We start from the raw sequence: 19,141 nt of genomic DNA, 5'->3' as shown, positions 1-19,141 counted from the left end.
AGGATCAGATCCAGGCGTTGATCAAGGGCGGAAGGGAAACCCCTAGCCCGGCGGTGAAAAGCCAGTAAATCGGCAGCGTCAGGGCGATGCCGATGGCCAGGTCTCGAACCGGGCTGCGACTGCCAAAGCCCCGTGCCGAACAGGCAAACAGCAATGCAGCAGCCAATACGAAGCCGATGTAGGAAATGAGCAACGCCACGCCCACCAGCCCTGCCGTAACCCAGGTCGCCCCGGACTTGCCGCCGGGCTCGGCCCCGGAAGTCTCATGATCATCGGCGAGGTTGCGAAAACCACCGGTGAGCGCGTGGTAGCACATCAACAGACCGACGGCGCCCAGAAATGCCGCGACGGCATAGGGGTAGACGTAGGCCGGCATGATCACGAACCCCATCTCGGCGGGAAACCGCGAGGCGCCGACCGCCAATACCGCACTGATGATCACAATAGCGATGCCGATCGCCAGTTGGGCCGGCCTTACGCTCCAACGCCCGGCCATCTCAAAGCAGCCCGACCTTGACCAGCATCGCGCGCAGGCGTCCGTGCTCCTCGTCGACGAATTTGCCGAAATCATCCCCGGTCAGAATGCTCGGCGACCACGCATTGGTTTTGACGTTTTCTTGCCAGACGGCGCTTTTGGTGGCGGTCAGCACGGCTTCCGTCAGTGCCTTGCGCTGCTCAGGCGTCAGGCCCGCGGCGCCGTAAACACCCCGCCAGTTGCCGATCGTCACGTCATAGCCACCCTCTTTTAGGGTCGGTGCATCGATGCCTTCAACGCGGTTGGGCGCGCCGACGGCCAGTAAGCGAAACTGTTTCGACTGCACGTATTTGGCCAGCTCGGCGTAGCCGCCAGTGATCACCGTGATGTGGCCCCCCAGCACCGCGGCAACGACTTCGCCGCCACCGGCAAAGGCGACGTAATTGACCTTGTTGACGGGGATGTCCATTTTGCTCGCCAGTTCGGCGATGCCGATGTGGTCGATCGAGCCCTTGGAGCCGCCGCCCCATTTGATGCTGGACGGGTTGGCTTTGAAGTCCTTGAGCAAGTCTTCCAGGGTTTTGTACGGCGAGTCGTCGCGTACGGCGATCACGTTGTATTCGGTAAACAGCCGGGCGATCGGGGTCACGTCCTTCAAGGTAATTTGCGGTTTGTTCTGCTCGATGGACGCGACCATGATCGCGCCGACCACGATCAGCGCATCGGGGTCGCCCTTGGTGGCATTGGCAAATTGCGCCAATCCCAGGGTCCCGCCAGCGCCACCCTTGTTCTCGAAGGTGGCGGCTTTGGCCGTTTGGGCCTCGACCATGGCTTTGCCCAGGACCCGCGCGGTCTGGTCATAACCGCCACCGACCGAACCAGGGGCCATGAACTTGACGGTGTCCAGGGCAAAAACGGGGGATGTGAGTGCGGCGGCGGTAATGAAAGCGGCGAGGTTGCTGCTGAATCGACGGGTCAGTGCAAACATGAGACGTCTCCGAATAGCCGTTCTTGTTGTTTTCGATCAGGGAAGAGCCCCTGTTCGGTGAGCATGCGTCTGGAGACAAGCGTAGGCCATAGTTGCGTTTGTTGGCGGCCTTTGCATGGTCTGCCGACCATCTTTGTGCCGATTTGCCTTGAAGCAAAAACAGCACATCGACTCAATAACTGCGTCGAAATCTGCGCAACCATAGGCCTTGTGAACCAACCCTCAATCCACTTGCAAGGACATCACCATGGCCATCGCAAAAGCTGTACCGGGAAAAACCCTGCTGACCCCAACCGACCACACCCTGATCATGATCGACCACCAGTCGCAAATGTCCTTTGCGACCAAGTCGATCGATGCCGTCACCCTGCGCAATAACGCCGCACTGGTGGCCAAGGCAGCCCGGGGCTTCAAGGTGTCGACCATCCTCACCACCGTTGCCGAGAAAAGCTTCTCCGGCCCGATCTTCGACGAAATCAAATCGGTGTTCCCGGAACACAAAGTGATCGACCGTACCAGCATGAACACCTGGGAAGACGAGCGCATTGCCGTTGAAGTCAACGCCATCGGCAAACAGAAAATCGTCCTGGCCGGCCTGTGGACCTCCGTGTGCATCGTCGGCCCGGCCCTTTCGGCCATCGACCAAGGCTTCGAGGTGTACTTCATCGCCGACGCCTGTGGCGATGTCTCCATCGAAGCCCATGAAATGGCCGTGCAGCGCATGATCCAGCTCGGCGCCCGCCCCATGACATCGCTGCAATACCTGCTTGAACTGCAGCGCGACTGGGCACGTACCGAAACTTACGATGAGACGGTGAAAACCTCTATCGCCAACGGTGGTGCCTATGGTCTGGGCCTGATCTACGCCAAGACCATGTTCCACGCCTCTGAAGGCCATTGAGAATAAACAGCGACTCTTCGGAGTCGCTGTTTCAGGCGGGAGATTAATGATGTTTTCATTGCCAACCCTCCCGCGCATTTCCGGTCGGAAGGACGTATCCAAAGCGTCCTTCTGGCTCTGCGTGTTTTTTGCCGCAACAGCCCTGGCGGATGAGGCACCGGAGTCCGAGCAAGGATTTCTCGAGGGTGCGAAGCTTGAGGTGCTCAGTCGAAATTTCTTCCTCAACAGCGACTACCGTTCACCCCAGCCTTCGGGCAAGAACTACAAACAAGAGTGGGCTCAAGGCTTTATCGGCTCTTTTGAATCTGGATTCACCCCCGGCACGCTAGGTGTGGCGACTCGATTTACCTGGCCAACTCGATCAAGTACGCCGACTTCAACGGCGCCCACGAACGCTCCTGGCAGGCACGCTACGACCTCGACCTCGGCGCTTATGGTATCCCCGGCCTGAGTTTCATGACGCGTTATGTCAGGGGCAGCGACATCGACGGCACCCGTGCGCCCAAGGGTGGGGCCTACAACCCGTTCGACCCGACCATCGGCGAGTACGTACCTCAACAGGGCGATGGCGGGCGACATTGGGAGCGCGACATAGACCTGCGCTACGTCGTGCAGTCAGGCTCCGCCAAGGGTTTGTCACTGCAACTGTCCCATGTGTCTCATCGGGCCAACACCGCTCAGGCGGGCGATGACATCGACAGGGTTTACGTTGTCATCCAATACCCGCTGACCTTCGGCCATCTGTGATCGACGTCACCGTGGAAATGGCGGAAGGCAGCCGGAGTCGAACCGGCCCGGGAACGGATGCCGTCCCCAACCGGGTTTGAAGCCCGGCCGCGCCACCGGGCGCGATTACCTTCCTTGAAGTCACTCTGGCGCCTGTTGGGCCAGTGCATTGTCGAGCCGGATATGGCGTCGATCGCCAAAGCGGCGGGTCAGGCCGAGCCGGTCGAAGTACTCAAGAATCTGAATGCTGCGCTTGCGCCCCAGGCCCACGGCATCGCGAAACGCGGCGACCTGAATCACCGGCTCATCTCTGGCCAGTTGCACCAGCATAGCCGCCAATCGACGCACCAGCGTTTCGGTGTAAAACAGGTCACGAACCACCTGATGCAACAACCCTAGTCGCGCCATCTTGCGCAGCAACAAACGCACGGCGGCTTCTTCATGGCCAGTCGCTTTAGCCAAATCACGCACCCACGGTGGATCGAAACCCGCCTGTTCGAACAGCGGCTGTAATTGTTGCCACAGGCTTTCGTCATCCTCGCTCAAACGCACTTGATGATCGGGCAAATGCAGCCATGGGCCGCTGGCCACGATTGCTCCACTGGCCAGTAATTCGTCGAGCAGGCTCAGGAAAGTTGGCCGATCCAATGCAGTGCCGGCGAAGCGACGCAAGCGATCCCTGTCCGGTCCCATTTGGTCCGGCTCGAGTTGATGAAAGCGTGCGAGGTGTTCCAGCAGCGGCGCTTTCAGCGCTTCCCAACGCACCGCGCTGAACAGCAACGGCCCCTGCCGCGTATCGATGAGACGCACGTCATCAGGCAATTCCCAAGTCTCGCGCGGACGATTGAATTGACGCTCCAGTCGCTGCGGATCGAGCCCGGTGTCGCTGTTGGCCAACAGCGCCGGCAGTGCGTCTTCAAGGCTATTGGTGGTGGCGAGCGCTTGTAGCTGCGCCAATCGCTCAGGGCTGCGACGATGTCGGGCCAGGGCGAACGGGTCCAGCACTTGGCCACCGCCAAGGGTGCGTTGCGCACTTTGGTCACGCAGGATCAAGCGGTCGCCCTTCACTGCCAACACCGGCGCATTGACCAGCAGTTGCGCGAACATCTGCCCGCCCGGTGCCAGGCTGGAGCCTTCCAGCAAGGCCACCCGCCCCGTCACGTCCTGAGTTCCAAAATGTACATGCACCGGTTGAAAGTGTTCGAAGCTTCGCGCTTCGCTGGGCAACACGGTCATCTGGATATCCAGACGCTGGGTCGGCGCGTGCAGCCATTCGGCCAACAGCCAGTGGCCGCGGTGAATCTGCTCCAGGGCCAAACGCTCGGCACTCAGGTTCAGCGCGACGCGCTGCCCGGCCATTGCGTTGTCAGCGGCCTGGTTCTGCGCATGCAGGCCCCGCACTCGCACGGGTTTGCCCAGTGGACTCAACATCAGCGTATCGCCCACCGCCACCCGGCCGGACAACGCGGTGCCGGTCACTACGATACCGGCGCCGGCCACGCTGAAGGCCCGATCAACCGCCAAACGAAAACCGCCGCCGGCGCTGCGTTGAACAACCTCATGCTGTGCATCCAGCAAGACTTGGCGCAGTGTCTCGATGCCCTCGCCGGTCACACTCGATAGCGCGATTTGCGGCGCGTCGGCATAAGGTCCGGGCGCCAGTAATGCTTCGATCTGCTCACGAACAGCCTGCACCCGGGAAGGATCAACCCGGTCGCATTTGCTGATTGCAATCATTGCCCGAGGAATGCCCAGCAACTCGACAATCGCCAAGTGTTCACGGGTCTGCGGCATGACGCCGTCATCGGCCGCCACCACCAGCAACACCAGATCAATCCCCTGAGCGCCGGCCAGCATGTTGTGGGTGAAGCGCTCATGGCCGGGCACGTCGATAAAACCGGTCAGGGCGGCGCCTGGTTCCAGCGCTGCATAGAGGTAGCCGAGGTCGATGGTCATGCCGCGTTCGCGCTCTTCGCGGCGACGATCACCGGCCTGCCCGGTCAATGCCTGGAGCAAGGAAGTCTTGCCGTGATCGATGTGCCCCGCGGTGCCGACAATCACCCTTCCCGGCCCTCCTCCTGCAGTTGATCGAATTGCGCCAGCTGATTGAGCTGCGCCATCCACGCGGCTTCGTCGTCGAGTTGGCGTAAGTCGAGCCACAAGGCGTCATCGTCAATACGCCCGAGCACGGCAATCGGCAACTGCCGCAACGCTGCCTCCAGCCCCAGCAATCGCCGCCCCCGCAGACGTTTGGAAACGTTTGGCCGCAGGCATAACGCGGCGCTGGGCAACCGGGCCACCGGTTGGCTGCCGCTGCCGATCATGCCCAGCGCCGGCACCGCGCTGACGCTCCAGCCATCGCCGAGCACCTGCGCCAGTGACGGTTGCAGGCGTTCGGCCTGGGCGAGGATGTCGGTTTGGGGCCGGGTCAGCAGACGCAAACTCGGCAGGCGCTCCGCCAGTCGATCGGGATCGCGGTACAGCGCCAAGACGGCTTCGAGGGCCGCCAGGGTCAGTTTGTCGACCCGCAAGGCACGCTTGAGCGGATTTTTCTTGATCCGGGCGATCAGATCTTTGCGGCCGACGATCAATCCGGCCTGAGGCCCGCCGAGCAATTTGTCGCCGCTGAAGGTGACGATGTCCGCGCCATCGAGCAGTGCCTGGCGCACCGTCGGTTCGGCGGGCAAGCCCCAGCGGGTCAGGTCCAGCAGGCTGCCGCTGCCGAGGTCTTCGAGCAAGGGCAGTCCGTGGCGGTGAGCCAGTTCCGCCAATTCCGCCGTCGGCACTCTCGCGGTGAAGCCTTCGATGCTGTAATTGCTCGCGTGTACCCGCATCAGCAGACCGCTGCGTGGGCCGATGGCGGCCTCGTAATCGCGGGCATGGGTGCGGTTGGTGGTGCCCACCTCGTGCAGCTTGACCCCGGCGCGGGCCATGATGTCGGGAATGCGAAACGCACCGCCGATTTCGATCAGTTCACCACGGGAAATGATGCCTTCCTTGCGCGCGCCCAGGCTGTTGAGCGTCAGCAACACGGCGGCGGCATTGTTGTTGACCACGGTGACTGCCTCGGCGCCGGTCAGTTCGCGGATCAAGCCTTCGATCAAATCGTCCCGGTCGCCGCGCTTGCCGCTGTGCAGGTCGAATTCCAGATTGAGTGGATAACGCGCAGCGAGTTGCACCGCCTCAATGGCTTGTTCTGGCAACAACGCACGGCCAAGGTTGGTGTGCAGCACCGTGCCGGTGAGGTTGAACACCCGGCGGATCTGGCTGCGATGCTGAATCGCCAGACGCTCACCTGCCCTGCCCGCCAATACGTCGGGGGCGATTTCAAAGGCAGCCAGTTCACCGTTGTGCACCGGCTCGCGCAAGTCATCGAGCAGTTGCCGCAGGCCGGCCAGCAGTGCGTCGCGCCCGTAACGTTCGGCCAGCGTTTGGCAGGCGGGATGGCGCAACAAGCTGTCGATGGAAGGCAGCCGCAAGGCTGGGCTGGCGGACGTTGCGCGCATCAGAGGCTCCCGGAAGCGAATGACCGTCGCGTCTGAGTGTAGCCTCTGAGATCGATAAGCTCAGTCGCCTCCAGGTGCGAGCATCAAGTTGGGCGCTGGCCGCTGGTAACCTTCCTGCTCCAGGCGTATGTCCAGCATCAGGCTGGACAGGTCCGCCGACAGGGCTTCGGCCTCGGCGTCGTTTTCCAGGTAGATCAGTTTCAGGTAGCTGTTGCAGCCGGGGCAGACTTCCGCCCGCAGCGGTGCCTGATTGGCGGCGTGGCGATCATCCTCGAAGCTGACGTATTCAAGCCCCTTGCTCTGTTCGCAATACACGCATTTGACCCGCACCACATGCCATTCGCAGGCGCACAACGAACACACCAGATAACGCAAACCGTTGTATTTGCCGCGATGACGAATCACCCCGGCCATCGCCGGCGAACCGCAGGCCGGGCATTGGCTGAGGCTGTCGCCGCGCGTCAGTTCAAGGTTGGGCGTGTTCAGCAGCCAATAACTCCAGCCCGCTTGCAGCGCTGCACCGAGAAACGGCACCAGTGCTGCCGGCAGCATTGAGTACTGGCCGCTGACCAAGGCAATCGCCCACGCCTTGAGCAGCCCTGGGTTTGCACTGCGCAACGTCGCCACGGCGTTTTCTACCGCAGACTGTGGCGGTGGCTGATAGCGCTGCAACAAGGCCTCTAGATAGGGCAGCCAAATGTTTTCGCGCACCAAGCTGTCGGCGGCGAACGGAGGCAAGTCGTGTTGCTGGCATAGTCGCAGGCGTTCGGGGTCGGGCATGGCGGCCACGGGCGGATCGTCCATCAGCTGCTGCTGGACATGACACAATCCCGCGATCAAACGCAGATAGTCCGCCATGGGATGACCGTCGGCCAACCGCTCCAGGCGCAACGCGCGCAGGGTGAACAGGTTGTTCGGCGGCAGGTACAGAAACGGCGGTGAACTCGCCGCCGCTTCTATCTGCCCAGGCTCGAGGATCGTGGCCAAGGGGTCATCCTTTTTTGCTGATCGGTCGTTCTGGCGTTTCGTCACCGGTCACTTCGCGGTACCAGAGCCCATGGTGTTTTCTCGCCCAGGCGCGGCTGACCCGGCCATGTACCATGGCGTCGACCGAACCGCGAATCCAGATACCCGCGTAGACGTGGACGATGATGCTCAGCACCAGGATGAATCCCGCCAATGCATGCAGCAGCATCGCCCAGCGAATGCTGGTGATGCCGAAGTACGCACTGAACCAGGCGCGCCAGATCACCAACCCGCTGAACAGCAGCACTAGCATGCAGATCAGCAATACCCAGAACAGCAGCTTCTGCCCCGGGTTGTATTTACCGATGGGCGGCACGCCCTCCTCCTCGTTACGGATCACATGCCCGACACGCCTGAGCCACAGCCGGTCGTTGGTGATGAAGTAGTTCGCCCGCCAGAAACTGCCCACCAGGCCGAGGAACAGCACAAACATCGCAATGCCCAGGTACGGATGCAAAATGCGCGTCCACGGTCCGCCGCCAAACAGGCTGCTGAGCCAGAACAACCCCGGATGGAACAAGGCCAGCCCCGACAGCGCGGCCATCAGGAACACAATCGCCACCAGCCAGTGGTTGGTACGCTGGTTGACGGTGTAGCGCACGATCGGTTTGTCGTTCATGGCCTGTCCTCCCCGCCCGGTTTGCCCGGATCGAATGTGTGCACCGACGGATCGAATTCATGCACGGCAGGGTCGACGGTGGTCGGATGTTCGTCCTCCTCGACCAGTTGTGGCCCGACGCGCACGTAGTGGAAGAACCCGGCCAGCACCGCCGCGCCCATGGCCAGCAGCGCCAAGGGTTTGCTCAGGCCTTTCCACAGGTCCACCAGCGGACTGATCGCCGGGTGATCCGGCAAACCGGCATACAACCTGGGCGTGTCGGCATGATGCAGCACATACATCACGTGGGTGCCGCCGACGCCTGCAGGGTCATATAAACCGGCGTTGTCGAAGCCGCGGCTCTTGAGGTCGACGATCCGTTCGGCGGCGTGTTCCTTCATGTCTTCCTTGCTGCCGAAAACGATGGCGCCGGTCGGGCAGGTTTTCACGCAGGCCGGTTCCAGCCCCACCGCTACCCGGTCCGAACACAGCGTGCATTTATAGGCCTTGTGGTCTTTTTGCGAGATGCGCGGAATGTTGAACGGGCAACCGGTGATGCAATAGCCGCAGCCGATGCAATGGTCCTGATCGAAGTCGACGATGCCGTTGGCGTGCTTGATGATCGCACCGGGGCTCGGGCACGCCGCCAGGCAGCCGGGCTCGGCGCAGTGCATGCAGCCGTCCTTGCGGATCAGCCATTCGAGGTTGCCGGCGTCGGTTTCATGCTCGGTGAAGCGCATCAGGGTCCAGGTGTCTGCGCTGAGGTCGTGAGGGTTGTCGTAGGTGCCGAGGTTGTGACCGACGTCGTCGCGCAGCTCGTTCCATTCCGAGCAGGCGACTTGGCAAGCCTTGCAGCCGATGCATTTGGTGGTGTCGATCAGCTTGGCCACTTCCTCTTGCGTGCGCACCGAGGGCGGCACGGTGGTGGTGGCCGAACGGGCGATGATGTCTTGGCTGGCCATTTAGACTTTCTCCACGTTGACCAGGAATGACTTGGATTCCGGGGTCTGTGTGTTGCCATCGCCGAGGAACGGCACCAGGGTGTTGGTCAGGTAACCGTGGCGGGTGGCGCCGGTGAAGCCCCAGTGCAACGGGATACCGATCTGGTGCACCACCTGATTGTTGACCTGCAGCGGACGAATCCGCTTGGTCACCACCGCCACCGCTTCGATATGCCCGCGCTTGGAACTGACCCGAACCCGGTCGCCGGCGGCAATCCCCTTCTCTTTGGCCAGCGCCTCACCGATCTCGACGAACTGCTCAGGCTGGGTCACGGCGTTGATCGGGCAATGCTTGGTCCAGAAGTGGAAATGTTCGGTCAGCCGGTAGCTGGTCGCCGCATAAGGGAAGTCCTTGGCCTGGCCCAAAGTGTCCCAGACCGAATCGAAGATCCGTCCGGCCGGGTTGCTGGTCGCCTGCTTGTTGTTGGGGTGCATCGGGTTGATGCCGATGGGCGTCTCGAACGGTTCATAGTGTTCGGGGAATGGCCCCTCGTTCATCTTGTCGAGGGCGAAGAAACGCGCTACGCCTTCGGGGTTCATGATGAACGGGTTCATCCCGGCTTCCGGCGGCACATCGGCCTTGTAGTCGGGTACGTCGGTGCCGGTCCAGACCTTACCGTTCCACCATACCAACCGTTTTTTCGCATCCCACGGTTTGCCTTGAGGGTCGCAGGAGGCGCGGTTGTAGAGAATCCGTCGATTCGCCGGCCAGGCCCAGGCCCAGCCGAGGTTCTGCTTCATGCCGAAAGGATCGCTGTTGTCACGACGGGCCATGTTGTTGCCCTGCTCGGTCCAGCTGCCGCAGAAGATCCAGCAACCGGACGCCGTGCTGCCATCGTCCTTGAGCTGGGCGAAACCGGACAACTGCTGGCCGGCCTTGACCACTGCGCCCGAAGCGTCGGTGACATCGGCGATGGCGTAACCGTTGAATTCCCGGGCCAGCTCTTCTGGCGTCGGGTCATCGGCGATCTTGTACGGCCAGTCGAGCTTGAGGATCGGCTCGGCCCAGGCGCCGCCATTGGCCTGGTAACGCTGACGCAGGCGGATAAACAGCTCGGCCATGATCTTCACGTCGGTGCGCGCCAGACCCGGGCCGTCGGCACCTTTCCAGTGCCATTGCAGCCAGCGGCCGCTGTTGACCAGCGAGCCGTTTTCTTCGGCGAAACAGGTGGTGGGCAGGCGGATGACTTCGGTCTGGATGTCGGCCGTTTGCACATCGTTGTAAGGCCCGACGTTGCGCCAGAACTCCGAGGTTTCAGTAGCCAGCGGGTCCATCACCACTAGCCATTTGAGTTTGGCCAGTGCCTTCATCACCCGGTTTTTGTCCGGCAAGGCGGCGATCGGGTTGAAGCCCTGGCACATGTAACCGTTGACCTGGCCCTTGCCCATCATGTCGAACATTTTCAGGATGTCGTAGCCGGGAATGTCCAGTTTCGGCAGCCAGTCATAGCCCCAGTGATTCTCGGCGGTGGCATTGGCGCCGTACCAGGCTTTCATCAGGCTGACGTGAAACTTGCCGTAGTTCTGCCAGTAGGACATCTGCCCGGGACGCAGCGGTTTGAGGGCGCGTTTGGCGATGTAGGCGTTGTAGTCCTGTTCGGCTTCGGACGGCAGGGTCAGGTAACCGGGCAACAGGTTAGACAGCAAGCCGAGGTCGGTCAGGCCCTGGATGTTGGAGTGCCCGCGCAAAGCGTTGACGCCCCCGCCCGGCATGCCGATGTTGCCCAGCAGCAGCTGCACCATGGCCGCGCTGCGGATCATCTGCGAGCCGATCGAGTGCTGGGTCCAGCCCAGGGCGTAGAGAATCGTCATGGTTTTGCCCGGTTGCGAGCACGTGGCGATCTCTTCCCAGATTTTCTTCATCGCGTCGGTGGGCATGCCACAGACCTGACTGGCCAGCTCCAGGGTGTAGCGGCTGTAATGCTGCTTCATCAATTGATAGACGCAGTGTGGGTCCTGCAAGGTCGGGTCGACTTTGGCAAAGCCGTCCTCGCCGATCTCATAACCCCAGCCGGACTTGTCGGTGTAGCTGCGCTTGCTCGCGTCGTAACCGCTGAACAAGCCGTCCTCGAAACCGAAGCCAGACTTGACGATGAACGACACGTCCGTATAGGCCCGCACGTATTCGTGCTGGATCTTGTCTTCGGTCAGCAAGTAATTGATCAGCCCGCCCATGAAGGCGATGTCGGTGCCGGTGCGGATCGGCGCGTAATAATCGGCCACCGAGGCCGTACGGGTGAAACGCGGGTCGACCACAATCAGCCGCGCCTTGTTGTGGGCTTTGGCTTCGGTGACCCATTTGAAACCGCAAGGGTGCGCTTCTGCTGCGTTGCCGCCCATCACCAGAACCAGATTCGCGTTGGCGATATCGGTCCAGTGGTTGGTCATGGCACCACGGCCATACGTCGGGGCAAGACTTGCCACCGTCGGGCCATGTCAGACACGTGCCTGGTTATCGAACCCCAGCATGCCCAGACTGCGAATGACCTTATGGGTGATGTAGCCCGCTTCGTTGGACGAGGCCGACGCCGCAAGGAAACCGGTGGTCAGCCAGCGGTTCACCGTTTGCCCCTGGGCGTTCTTCTCGATGAAGTTGGCGTCGCGGTCGGCCTTCATCAGGTCGGCGATACGGTCCAGCGCTTCATCCCAGGAGATCCGCGTCCACTCCTTGGTGCCGGGCTTGCGCACTTGCGGATATTGCAGACGGCTGGGGCTGTGAATGAAATCGAGCAGGCCTGCGCCTTTGGGGCAGAGAGTCCCGCGATTGACCGGGTGGTCGGCATCGCCTTCGATGTGGATGATGCTCTGGGCGACATTCTTCGCATTGTCGCCCTGGCTGTACATGATCAAGCCGCAACCGACCGAGCAGTACGGGCAGGTATTGCGGGTTTCATGGGTATGGGCGAGCTTGAAATGACGCACTTGTTCGGCGAAGGCTGGCGTCGGGGCCATGCCCAGCGCCCCGAGGCTAGAGCCTGCAAGGCCGAGACCAGCGACCTTGAAGAACTGACGACGGTTGAGGTCCATCGTGCACTCCTGATCAGGTGGAAACCCGGTGCGTTGGCCGGGTTTTTCTGGACGAACACGGTGACGGTAACGGAACTACCGCCAATTAGAACTTTAGACAATGTTGCCGTGCGCGGTCTGAAAACCGACCGTCGGCGGCTTGCCGGTCATGCTCTGTTGCACAACTCGCCAGCGGTGAAGGTTGGCGCTTATCATGGCCGCCGGATTAACCCCCCTGCCTTTTATGAGACTGAGCATGACTTTCGATTTTGATCAGGTGTTCGACCGCCATGGCACCGGCAGTACCAAGTGGAGCCGTTACCCGGCCGACGTGTTGCCGATGTGGGTCGCCGACATGGACTTCGCCGCACCGCCAGCGATCATTCAGGCCCTGCAAAAACGCCTGGAACACCCGATGCTCGGTTACAGCGTGGCTCAGGATGACTTGCGTGACGCCATCGTCGCCGACCTGTGGGACAAGTACGCCTGGCGTGTGCAGCCCCATGAACTGGTGTTCCTGCCGGGTATCGAATCAGGCTTCAACATGGCCCTGCATGCGCTGGTTCAGCCGCAACAGAACGTGGTCGTGCAAACGCCCAACTACCCGCCGCTGCGCCATGCGCCGGGCCACTGGCAGCTGAACAAGGTCGAACTGGACTTCGACGCGCTGGCCGATGGCACGTACGCCACACCTCTCGATGCCCTGCGCCAGGCCCTGCAAGGGGGCGGCGCGTTGCTGCTGAGCAACCCGCATAACCCGTTGGGCAAGGTTTTCCCCCGGGAAGAACTGCAAGCGGTCGCCGACATCTGCCTGGAACAGGACGCCTGGATCATCTCCGACGAGATCCATTCCGAACTGTGCTTCGACGGGCGCGTGCACATTCCAACCGCCTCGCTCAGCCCGCAGATCGCCAAGCGCACCATCACCTTGATGTCGGCCAGCAAGGCCTACAACATCGCTGGCCTGAAGACTGCGTTCATGATCATTCAAGACGCAGCGCTGCTCCATCGCGTCAACCATGCCCGCTGCGGCATGGTCGACAGCGTCAACCCGCTGGGCCTGGAAGCCACCCGCGTCGCCTACAGCGAAGGCCACCCATGGCTGACCGAACTCATGGCCTACCTGCAAAGCAATCGGGACTATCTGGTGGAAGCAGTTCGCACGCGGCTACCGGGCGTGACCATGAACGTGCCCCAGGGCACTTATCTGGCGTGGCTCGATTGCACGGCACTGGGGCTGGATAACCCGCAGCAATTCTTCCTCGAACAGGCCAAAGTCGGACTGAGCGCCGGGCTGGATTTCGGCGATCACGCCCAACAATTCGTGCGCCTGAACTTCGGCTGCCCACGGGCGTTGCTGGAAGAAGGGATTGAGCGGATGGAGCGTAGTTTGCGTAACCGCTGACTCGTGCGGCAACACGGATAAACTGTAGGAGCTGAGCTCCTACAGGGCGGATTATCGGTATACGTATTTGACGATGTAGGCGTACAGCTCGTTGTAGACGAAGTTCGGGACATAGCGGGCATGAGTCCGGGACTTATGCAACGCCAAATGACACTCTTTGACCATTTCGTCCCGGTCGGTCATCGCGAAGACATGCTTGTCGATGATGCCGAAATAGACGCCGTGCGAAAAATGCGTGTTGAGTGTCGTCGAATCGATCGTTCCGTTGGCGGCCTTGGTGTAGGTGCTCTGAGCGCGCAAGACACGGTCTTTCAAACCACCAAACCCACGCTCGTATAAGATGATTTGCGAGCCGCTGATCGCCTTTGCGGCTGTCTCGAAGGCCGGGATGATCGCTTGTGCATATCTCATGCTGGCCTCCAGCTTTGATGCAGGGAGAAATCTTTCCATTTCCTGATCTTCCAGGCTTTTCAGTGCTCTTTTGATGCTCGATATATGGGCGAACTCCTGATTGCAGGCGACGATGTGAGTTTCGAACTGGTAGCCGGCTGTCGTCGCCATCGGTGGGAAAGCCACGAAATCGATGCTGTCGAATGCACATTCCATGATGATGTTGTATTTGTTTTTAAACGCCTCGGTGAAGATCTTCGTGCTCACATCCCGGACAAAAGCCTCCGTATGTTCATAAGCGTGCAGGACACCGAGTTTGATCATTTCTGCGTATTGAGGGTGTTTTTTTCGGTATTCGGGCAAGTACAGCCGGACATAATTGGCATAGCGCTTGGTGGGCAAAAGGTTTTTTTCCAGCAGATAGGTTTTACCCGAGCCCTGTACCCCCGCGACAATCAGCATTTTTGGGAGTGTTTCGGCGGTGATGCCACTTAATAGTGTGGTGGTGATTTCAGTGAACGCTGCGGTGACTTGTTCTGGGGTGTAAGCGTAATTCGGTGCTACTGACATACCTTGATTTCCTTATCAAAGATTCTCTTGAAAGTGATTGCCTGCCCTTTGAATAAAGCGGTGTTTCGTTGTTTGTTCAAATGAGCGTGTCTTTCAAGATATGTCACTGTTTTACAAGGTAAAAACTCCTACAAGCCAGAAGGAGAATGCGTCAGCTCAACGGACCACCAACGCGGCAGTAATTGCTTGACCTTACTCTCGCCAAACCGGTCGTCGATCAGCATCACCACCCCTTGGTCCTCCCGGGTACGGATCACCCTTCCTGCCGCCTGCACCACTTTCTGTACACCGGGAAACAGGTAGGTGTAGTCATAACCGGCACCGAAAATCGCCGCCATGCGCTGTTTCATCTGTTCATTGACCGAATTGAGTTGCGCCAGCCCCAGCGTGGCGATGAATGCGCCAATCAACCGTGCGCCGGGCAAATCGATGCCTTCACCGAACGCACCACCCAACACCGCAAACCCGATGCCCTGGCCGTCGGCGGTGAATTGGTCGAGAAAGTCCTGACGCTGCGCTTCCCCCATGCCTCGGGACTGCGACCACAGCGTGATCTGCGGATATTGCTCGGCCAGCAACTGCGCCACTTGCTGCAAATAGTCGAAGCTGCTGAAAAACGCCAGGTAGTTGCCGGGGCGCTGGCTGAACTGTTTGGCGATCAGCTCGACGATGGGCGCAAGGGACGCCTGACGGTGGACGAACCGCGTGGAGATCTGGCTGACGATGTGCACTTGCAGCTGATCGGCGTGAAATGGCGATTCCACATCGATCCATACCGTGTTCGCTGGCGTACCCAACAAATCGGCGTAGTAATGCCGGGGGCTCAGGGTGGCGGAAAACAGCACCGTGCTGCGCGCTGCGGTCAGGCGCGGGCGGATGAAACCGGCGGGCACCACATTGCGCAGACATAGCTGCGACAGGTTGCGCTTGCGGTCGAGGTCGCGTTTGCTGATGTCGAACAGGAAATGCTCATCGAAGAGTTCAGCCACGCGACCGAATTGCAGCATGTCGAAGTAAAAGTTCTGCAAGCCGCTGTCCAGGCCCTGAGGGTAATCATTCAGATAGTCGCCAATGCTCGCGCAGCACAAGGACAAAGCCTGAAGCAGTTTTTCCGGAGCTTTGTCGTAGGCCTGATAGGGGCCGAGTTGCTGATCGTGCAAGGCATTCCATTCGCGATTGACTCGCTGCAAGGATCTCTTCAGCGCCTCGGGCGCGGTTTTTCGTACACCGTTCAACGTCGCCTGATCGAGGCTGGCGCTGTACATCTGTCGACCGCGCTCCACCAGGTTGTGGGCCTCGTCCACCAGCACCGCGACGTTCCAGTTATTGGCCTGGGCCAACCCGAACAACAACGCGCTGAAGTCGAAATAGTAGTTGTAGTCGGCGACCACCACGTCCGCCCAGCGTGCCATTTCCTGGCTCAGGTAATAAGGACAAACCTCGTGCTGCAGGGCAACCTCGCGCAAGGCACTCTGGTTCAACAGGCTCAACTCACTGGCAGCCTGACGCGCGGCCGGCAGACGATCATAAAAACCCTGGGCCAACGGGCAGGATTCGCCATGACAGGCTTTGTCCGGGTGCTCGCAAGCCTTGTCCCGGGCGATCATCTCGAGGACTCGCAACGGCTGCGCATCGGCGCTGTCGAGGATGACCTGAGCGGCGTCCAGCGCCAATTTGCGCCCCGGGGTTTTCGCCGTGAGGAAAAACACCTTGTCCAGTTGCTGTGGCGCCAGGGCCTTGAGCATCGGGAACAGCGTGCCAATGGTCTTGCCGATACCGGTCGGCGCCTGGGCCATCAGGCAGCGACCGGTGCTGACCGCCTTGAACACCGATTCGGCCAGATGCCGTTGGCCGGGGCGAAAATCGGCGTGGGGGAAGCTCAGCTGTTGAGCCGCCAGATTGCGCCCCTCGCGATGGGCTATTTCCTGCTCGGCCCAGTGCAGAAATAACCCGCAGTGGTGCTCGAAGAACAGCTGCAAGTCGGCGACGCTGAAGGTCTCGACCAGACGGGTTTCCTTTTCGCTGACGATGTCGAAATACACCAGCGCCAGGTCGATCTGCGCCAAATCCAGTTTCTGGCACATCAACCAGCCATAGACTTTCGCCTGCGCCCAGTGCAGTTGCCGGTGGTTGGCCGGTTGCTTGCTCAGGTCGCCCCGGTAGGTTTTGATTTCTTCGAGGCAGTTTTGCTCCGGATCGTAGCCGTCCGCCCGGCCTTTCACAGTCAAGGTTCGATACTGGCCCTCGAGCGCGACCTCATTCTGGTAACCCTCGCTGCGGCGTGACGCCACGGTTCGATGGCCGACGATGCCTTCCAGCGCGGTCGGCGACGGGGTGAAGCGCAGGTCGAGGTCGCCGACCTTGGCGGTGAATTCACACAACGCCCGCACCGCAATGCTGTAGCTCAAGCGCCCTGCTCCACCCATTGCACGTAGCAAACGGCAATCGGCATCTGGTGCTCGTGACAGAACTCCAACCAACGTACCTGATTGTCTTGCAGGCGATCGCCGGGGCCTTTGACTTCAATCATTCGGTAGGTTTTGTGTTGCGGCCAGAACTGGATCAGGTCCGGCATGCCGGCGCGGTTGGCCTTGATGTCGAGCAGCAGTCGATTGAACCAGTGCTTGAGGTGTTCGGCGGGCAGACAGTCGAGCGCCTGCTCCAGCAGCTCCTCGCTCAGCGCGCCCCAGAATACGAACGGCGACTGCACACCCCACTTGGCGATGTAACGCTCGCGGATGGTCTGGACGTAACGCCCGTCATCGAGTTCGCCGAGGCAGGCCTGGAACAGCTCCGCGCGCCGCGCATGAAAGTCTTCGTTGTGCAGGTCCACCGGCCCGCGCTGGAACGGGTGAAAAAACGCGCCCGGCAACGGGGCGAAGATCGCCGGCCAGCACAGCAACCCGAACAGTGAGTTGATCAGGCTGTTCTCGACGTAATGCACCGGCGCCGATTCGTCCGCCAGATGAGCCTGAACGTAATACTCCACCGACAACTCCGGATCGTGTCGGGGCAGTTGCAAGTCCAGGCGCTGCATGGGCCGAGGGGCTGGCCGCTTGATCGGCGGCCCGCCCAGTTTGCGCCGCAGTCGGGGCAGCACACGCAATAAATGTTGATGTTCGGTGGCGCTTTCCGGGGCTTGCTCGGCGCGGGCGGCCAAATCCATGGCCAGTTGAAATTCAGCACAGCGCTCCAGCACCCGAATCAGCCGCAAACGTGCGCCGGGATAGGCGCAACCGCGGTAGAGGCCCAGGGCGGTGGAAAAATCCGCGATACGCTCGCAATGCTGAGCGATCTGGAACAGTAGCTTGCCGCGACGTCTTTGCAGCCAGGGATTATCGAGTTCGAGCCCGTTGATCTGCTCGACAACCACCGCCACCTCTTCACCGGCCTCGAAATGCTGCTGACAGCTGTGCAGGAACAGGCAGGCGTCGACGTCTTCGCGACTGCGCAAACCGCGGGACTCGGCGCAAAACTCGACTTTTTCGTAGGTGTAGATGCCGAGGTCAGCCAGAACGAATTCCGACCAGTCCTGGTAAAGGTTACCGAAGAACATCAGGCGCAGGCGGTCGCACAGGCCCATGATGGTCAGGCTGAACAGCCGGTCATCCAGTGCCGGGCACCACTGGGCAAAACTTTGCTCGTCAGGAAACTGCTCGCTCAGGGCCGGCAGCCAATCGCTCTTTTTGCCTTTCGGTTGATCGATGGCGTCGCCAAAACACTGGAGAATCTCGGCCTTGAGCAGCACCTCGAACACCTCCTCGACAGGCAACGGCAACTGCTCGTCGATCCAGCCCAGGGCCAGGAGTGGCGCCGCGGCGCTGGCGATGTCGCCGATCTCGACGTAACTCAGTTTGCCGGCCCTGAAATGCACGCCCTTGCGCATCACCAACCTGACCAACAAAGCCTGGGACTCACGGGGCAGTCGATTGAAGTCGCGAATGAAATCCTGCTCTTCGATGCTGAGTACATCGGCATAGCGATGCTCAAGCCAATCAAGCACTTGCATGAAGTTGTTCAAGTAATAGAACGGATCATCGAGCGGATTTACAATCACGGGCAATCGGGCCATGGCAAGCGAATACTGGTTATGCGTACAGATACCAGCTATGCCCCACCCGGTGCAAACGGAAAAGGATAAGTGGCGAGGCTATCGGGCAATTTTCGGGTGACCATCGAACTTTCTGCCATTCCATCGCACCAACCGCGTTAGAAGCACAATGAGGATTGATCTCGAATGGGGCGTTCGCATTGTTTTAATTGAGTGATGGAGGTGTGTATGAATATCAAGACTCTGGTTTTGCCCCTGGCGGTAGCGGCCCTTCTGGCCCTGGCCGGTTGCTCGACGCCAACGGTCGTGACTTTGCAGAACGGCACCCAGTATTTGACCAAGGACATGCCGAACACCAAGGGCAAGGATGGCTTCTTCGAGTTCGAAGATATTTCCGGGGCGAAAGTGAAAGTCCGCGCCGATGACGTGGCCACGATTCGCAAGGAAGACTGATCCCCAGCGTTCGGCCGTAGCAGCCTCGCAGGCTCGACAGCTGCT

Annotated in this window: 15 protein-coding genes, 1 tRNA gene and 1 pseudogene; 5 read left to right on the top strand and 12 right to left on the bottom strand. The window is 60.5% G+C overall.

The features are described from left to right. Positions 1–4: 4 nt before the first annotated feature. Together AC1RO5_RS09495 and AC1RO5_RS09490 are read right to left on the bottom strand one after the other, a co-directional pair. The gene (locus tag AC1RO5_RS09495; RefSeq protein WP_493174672.1) at positions 5–496 is read right to left on the bottom strand and encodes a tripartite tricarboxylate transporter TctB family protein; all 492 of its coding nucleotides are present in this window, start codon (positions 494–496) and stop codon (positions 5–7) included. 1 nt (position 497) lies between these two features. Further along, positions 498–1,463 (bottom strand): tripartite tricarboxylate transporter substrate binding protein, encoded by a 966-nt coding sequence (locus AC1RO5_RS09490; RefSeq protein ID WP_493174671.1) that lies wholly within the window; start codon positions 1,461–1,463, stop codon positions 498–500. A 247-nt stretch (positions 1,464–1,710) separates the two neighbouring features. Here AC1RO5_RS09490 and AC1RO5_RS09485 point away from each other — a divergent pair, with 247 nt between their 5' ends. From AC1RO5_RS09485 to AC1RO5_RS09475, 3 genes and pseudogenes are all read left to right on the top strand, one after another. Further along, positions 1,711–2,364, top strand: coding sequence for a hydrolase (locus AC1RO5_RS09485; protein WP_493174670.1), 654 nt, complete (start codon positions 1,711–1,713; stop codon positions 2,362–2,364). A gap of 46 nt (positions 2,365–2,410) precedes the next feature. After that, positions 2,411–2,815, top strand: a complete 405-nt coding sequence (locus AC1RO5_RS09480) for an OprD family outer membrane porin (protein ID WP_493174669.1) — start codon at positions 2,411–2,413, stop codon at positions 2,813–2,815. After that, positions 2,698–3,111 (top strand): annotated as a pseudogene (locus tag AC1RO5_RS09475) (OprD family outer membrane porin); the annotation flags it as partial. The gene AC1RO5_RS09480 and the pseudogene AC1RO5_RS09475, both read left to right, overlap by 118 nt. Positions 3,112–3,129: 18 nt before the next feature. Here the strand turns inward: AC1RO5_RS09475 and AC1RO5_RS09470 are convergent. From AC1RO5_RS09470 to fdnG, 7 genes are all read right to left on the bottom strand, one after another. Then, positions 3,130–3,225: transfer RNA gene (locus AC1RO5_RS09470), tRNA-Sec, on the bottom strand. A 6-nt stretch (positions 3,226–3,231) separates the two neighbouring features. Further along, positions 3,232–5,151 carry a selenocysteine-specific translation elongation factor gene (gene selB, locus AC1RO5_RS09465; RefSeq protein ID WP_493174668.1) on the bottom strand — a complete coding sequence of 640 codons (1,920 nt, stop codon included), beginning with the start codon at positions 5,149–5,151 and terminating at the stop codon, positions 3,232–3,234. Next, positions 5,148–6,596: an L-seryl-tRNA(Sec) selenium transferase gene (gene selA / locus AC1RO5_RS09460; RefSeq protein WP_493174667.1), complete on the bottom strand. Its 1,449-nt coding sequence runs from the start codon at positions 6,594–6,596 to the stop codon at positions 5,148–5,150. The genes selB and selA overlap by 4 nt, the downstream gene beginning before the upstream one ends. Positions 6,597–6,656: 60 nt before the next feature. Beyond that, on the bottom strand, positions 6,657–7,583 hold the full coding sequence (gene fdhE / locus AC1RO5_RS09455; RefSeq protein WP_493174666.1) for a formate dehydrogenase accessory protein FdhE: 927 nt from the start codon (positions 7,581–7,583) through the stop codon (positions 6,657–6,659). A 4-nt stretch (positions 7,584–7,587) separates the two neighbouring features. Beyond that, entirely contained in the window at positions 7,588–8,241 is a 654-nt protein-coding gene (locus tag AC1RO5_RS09450; protein WP_493174665.1) for a formate dehydrogenase subunit gamma, read from the bottom strand. Further along, positions 8,238–9,182, bottom strand: coding sequence for a formate dehydrogenase subunit beta (gene fdxH, locus AC1RO5_RS09445; RefSeq protein ID WP_493174664.1), 945 nt, complete (start codon positions 9,180–9,182; stop codon positions 8,238–8,240). The genes AC1RO5_RS09450 and fdxH overlap by 4 nt, the downstream gene beginning before the upstream one ends. Then, complete coding sequence (gene fdnG / locus AC1RO5_RS09440) at positions 9,183–12,248, bottom strand: formate dehydrogenase-N subunit alpha (protein ID WP_493174663.1); 3,066 nt, start codon at positions 12,246–12,248, stop codon at positions 9,183–9,185. Positions 12,249–12,483: 235 nt separating this feature from the next. Here fdnG and AC1RO5_RS09435 point away from each other — a divergent pair, with 235 nt between their 5' ends. Next, entirely contained in the window at positions 12,484–13,632 is a 1,149-nt protein-coding gene (locus AC1RO5_RS09435) for a MalY/PatB family protein (protein ID WP_493174662.1), read from the top strand. 51 nt (positions 13,633–13,683) lie between these two features. Here AC1RO5_RS09435 and AC1RO5_RS09430 read toward each other — a convergent pair whose 3' ends face one another. From AC1RO5_RS09430 to AC1RO5_RS09420, 3 genes are all read right to left on the bottom strand, one after another. After that, positions 13,684–14,592: a zeta toxin family protein gene (locus AC1RO5_RS09430; protein WP_493174661.1), complete on the bottom strand. Its 909-nt coding sequence runs from the start codon at positions 14,590–14,592 to the stop codon at positions 13,684–13,686. A 128-nt stretch (positions 14,593–14,720) separates the two neighbouring features. After that, positions 14,721–17,000 carry an ATP-dependent DNA helicase gene (locus AC1RO5_RS09425; RefSeq protein ID WP_493174660.1) on the bottom strand — a complete coding sequence of 760 codons (2,280 nt, stop codon included), beginning with the start codon at positions 16,998–17,000 and terminating at the stop codon, positions 14,721–14,723. Continuing rightward, the gene (locus tag AC1RO5_RS09420; RefSeq protein ID WP_493174659.1) at positions 16,997–18,664 is read right to left on the bottom strand and encodes a VRR-NUC domain-containing protein; all 1,668 of its coding nucleotides are present in this window, start codon (positions 18,662–18,664) and stop codon (positions 16,997–16,999) included. Before AC1RO5_RS09420 ends, AC1RO5_RS09425 begins: the two co-directional genes overlap by 4 nt. A 207-nt stretch (positions 18,665–18,871) precedes the next feature. On the opposite strand from AC1RO5_RS09420, the gene AC1RO5_RS09415 reads away from it, so the two are divergent. After that, complete coding sequence (locus AC1RO5_RS09415; RefSeq protein WP_493174658.1) at positions 18,872–19,096, top strand: YgdI/YgdR family lipoprotein; 225 nt, start codon at positions 18,872–18,874, stop codon at positions 19,094–19,096. Positions 19,097–19,141 lie beyond the last annotated feature (45 nt).

The sequence above is a fragment of the Pseudomonas sp. GW822-FHT02G04 genome, from assembly GCF_058802085.1.
Note: the sequence above shows the minus strand (reverse complement) of the source record. Positions and strands in the feature narration are given on the sequence as shown.

Bases quoted from the DNA above. Each gene is read 5' to 3' on its own strand.
- AC1RO5_RS09430 (WP_493174661.1), bottom strand. From the start codon at position 14,592: ATGTCAGTAGCACCGAATTACGCTTACACCCCAGAACAAGTCACCGCA.
- AC1RO5_RS09435 (WP_493174662.1), top strand. From the start codon at position 12,484: ATGACTTTCGATTTTGATCAGGTGTTCGACCGCCATGGCACCGGCAGT.
- AC1RO5_RS09480 (WP_493174669.1), top strand. From the start codon at position 2,411: ATGATGTTTTCATTGCCAACCCTCCCGCGCATTTCCGGTCGGAAGGAC.
- AC1RO5_RS09420 (WP_493174659.1), bottom strand. From the start codon at position 18,664: ATGGCCCGATTGCCCGTGATTGTAAATCCGCTCGATGATCCGTTCTAT.
- AC1RO5_RS09450 (WP_493174665.1), bottom strand. From the start codon at position 8,241: ATGAACGACAAACCGATCGTGCGCTACACCGTCAACCAGCGTACCAAC.
- AC1RO5_RS09495 (WP_493174672.1), bottom strand. From the start codon at position 496: ATGGCCGGGCGTTGGAGCGTAAGGCCGGCCCAACTGGCGATCGGCATC.
- fdxH (WP_493174664.1), bottom strand. From the start codon at position 9,182: ATGGCCAGCCAAGACATCATCGCCCGTTCGGCCACCACCACCGTGCCG.
- AC1RO5_RS09415 (WP_493174658.1), top strand. From the start codon at position 18,872: ATGAATATCAAGACTCTGGTTTTGCCCCTGGCGGTAGCGGCCCTTCTG.
- AC1RO5_RS09485 (WP_493174670.1), top strand. From the start codon at position 1,711: ATGGCCATCGCAAAAGCTGTACCGGGAAAAACCCTGCTGACCCCAACC.
- selA (WP_493174667.1), bottom strand. From the start codon at position 6,596: ATGCGCGCAACGTCCGCCAGCCCAGCCTTGCGGCTGCCTTCCATCGAC.
- AC1RO5_RS09490 (WP_493174671.1), bottom strand. From the start codon at position 1,463: ATGTTTGCACTGACCCGTCGATTCAGCAGCAACCTCGCCGCTTTCATT.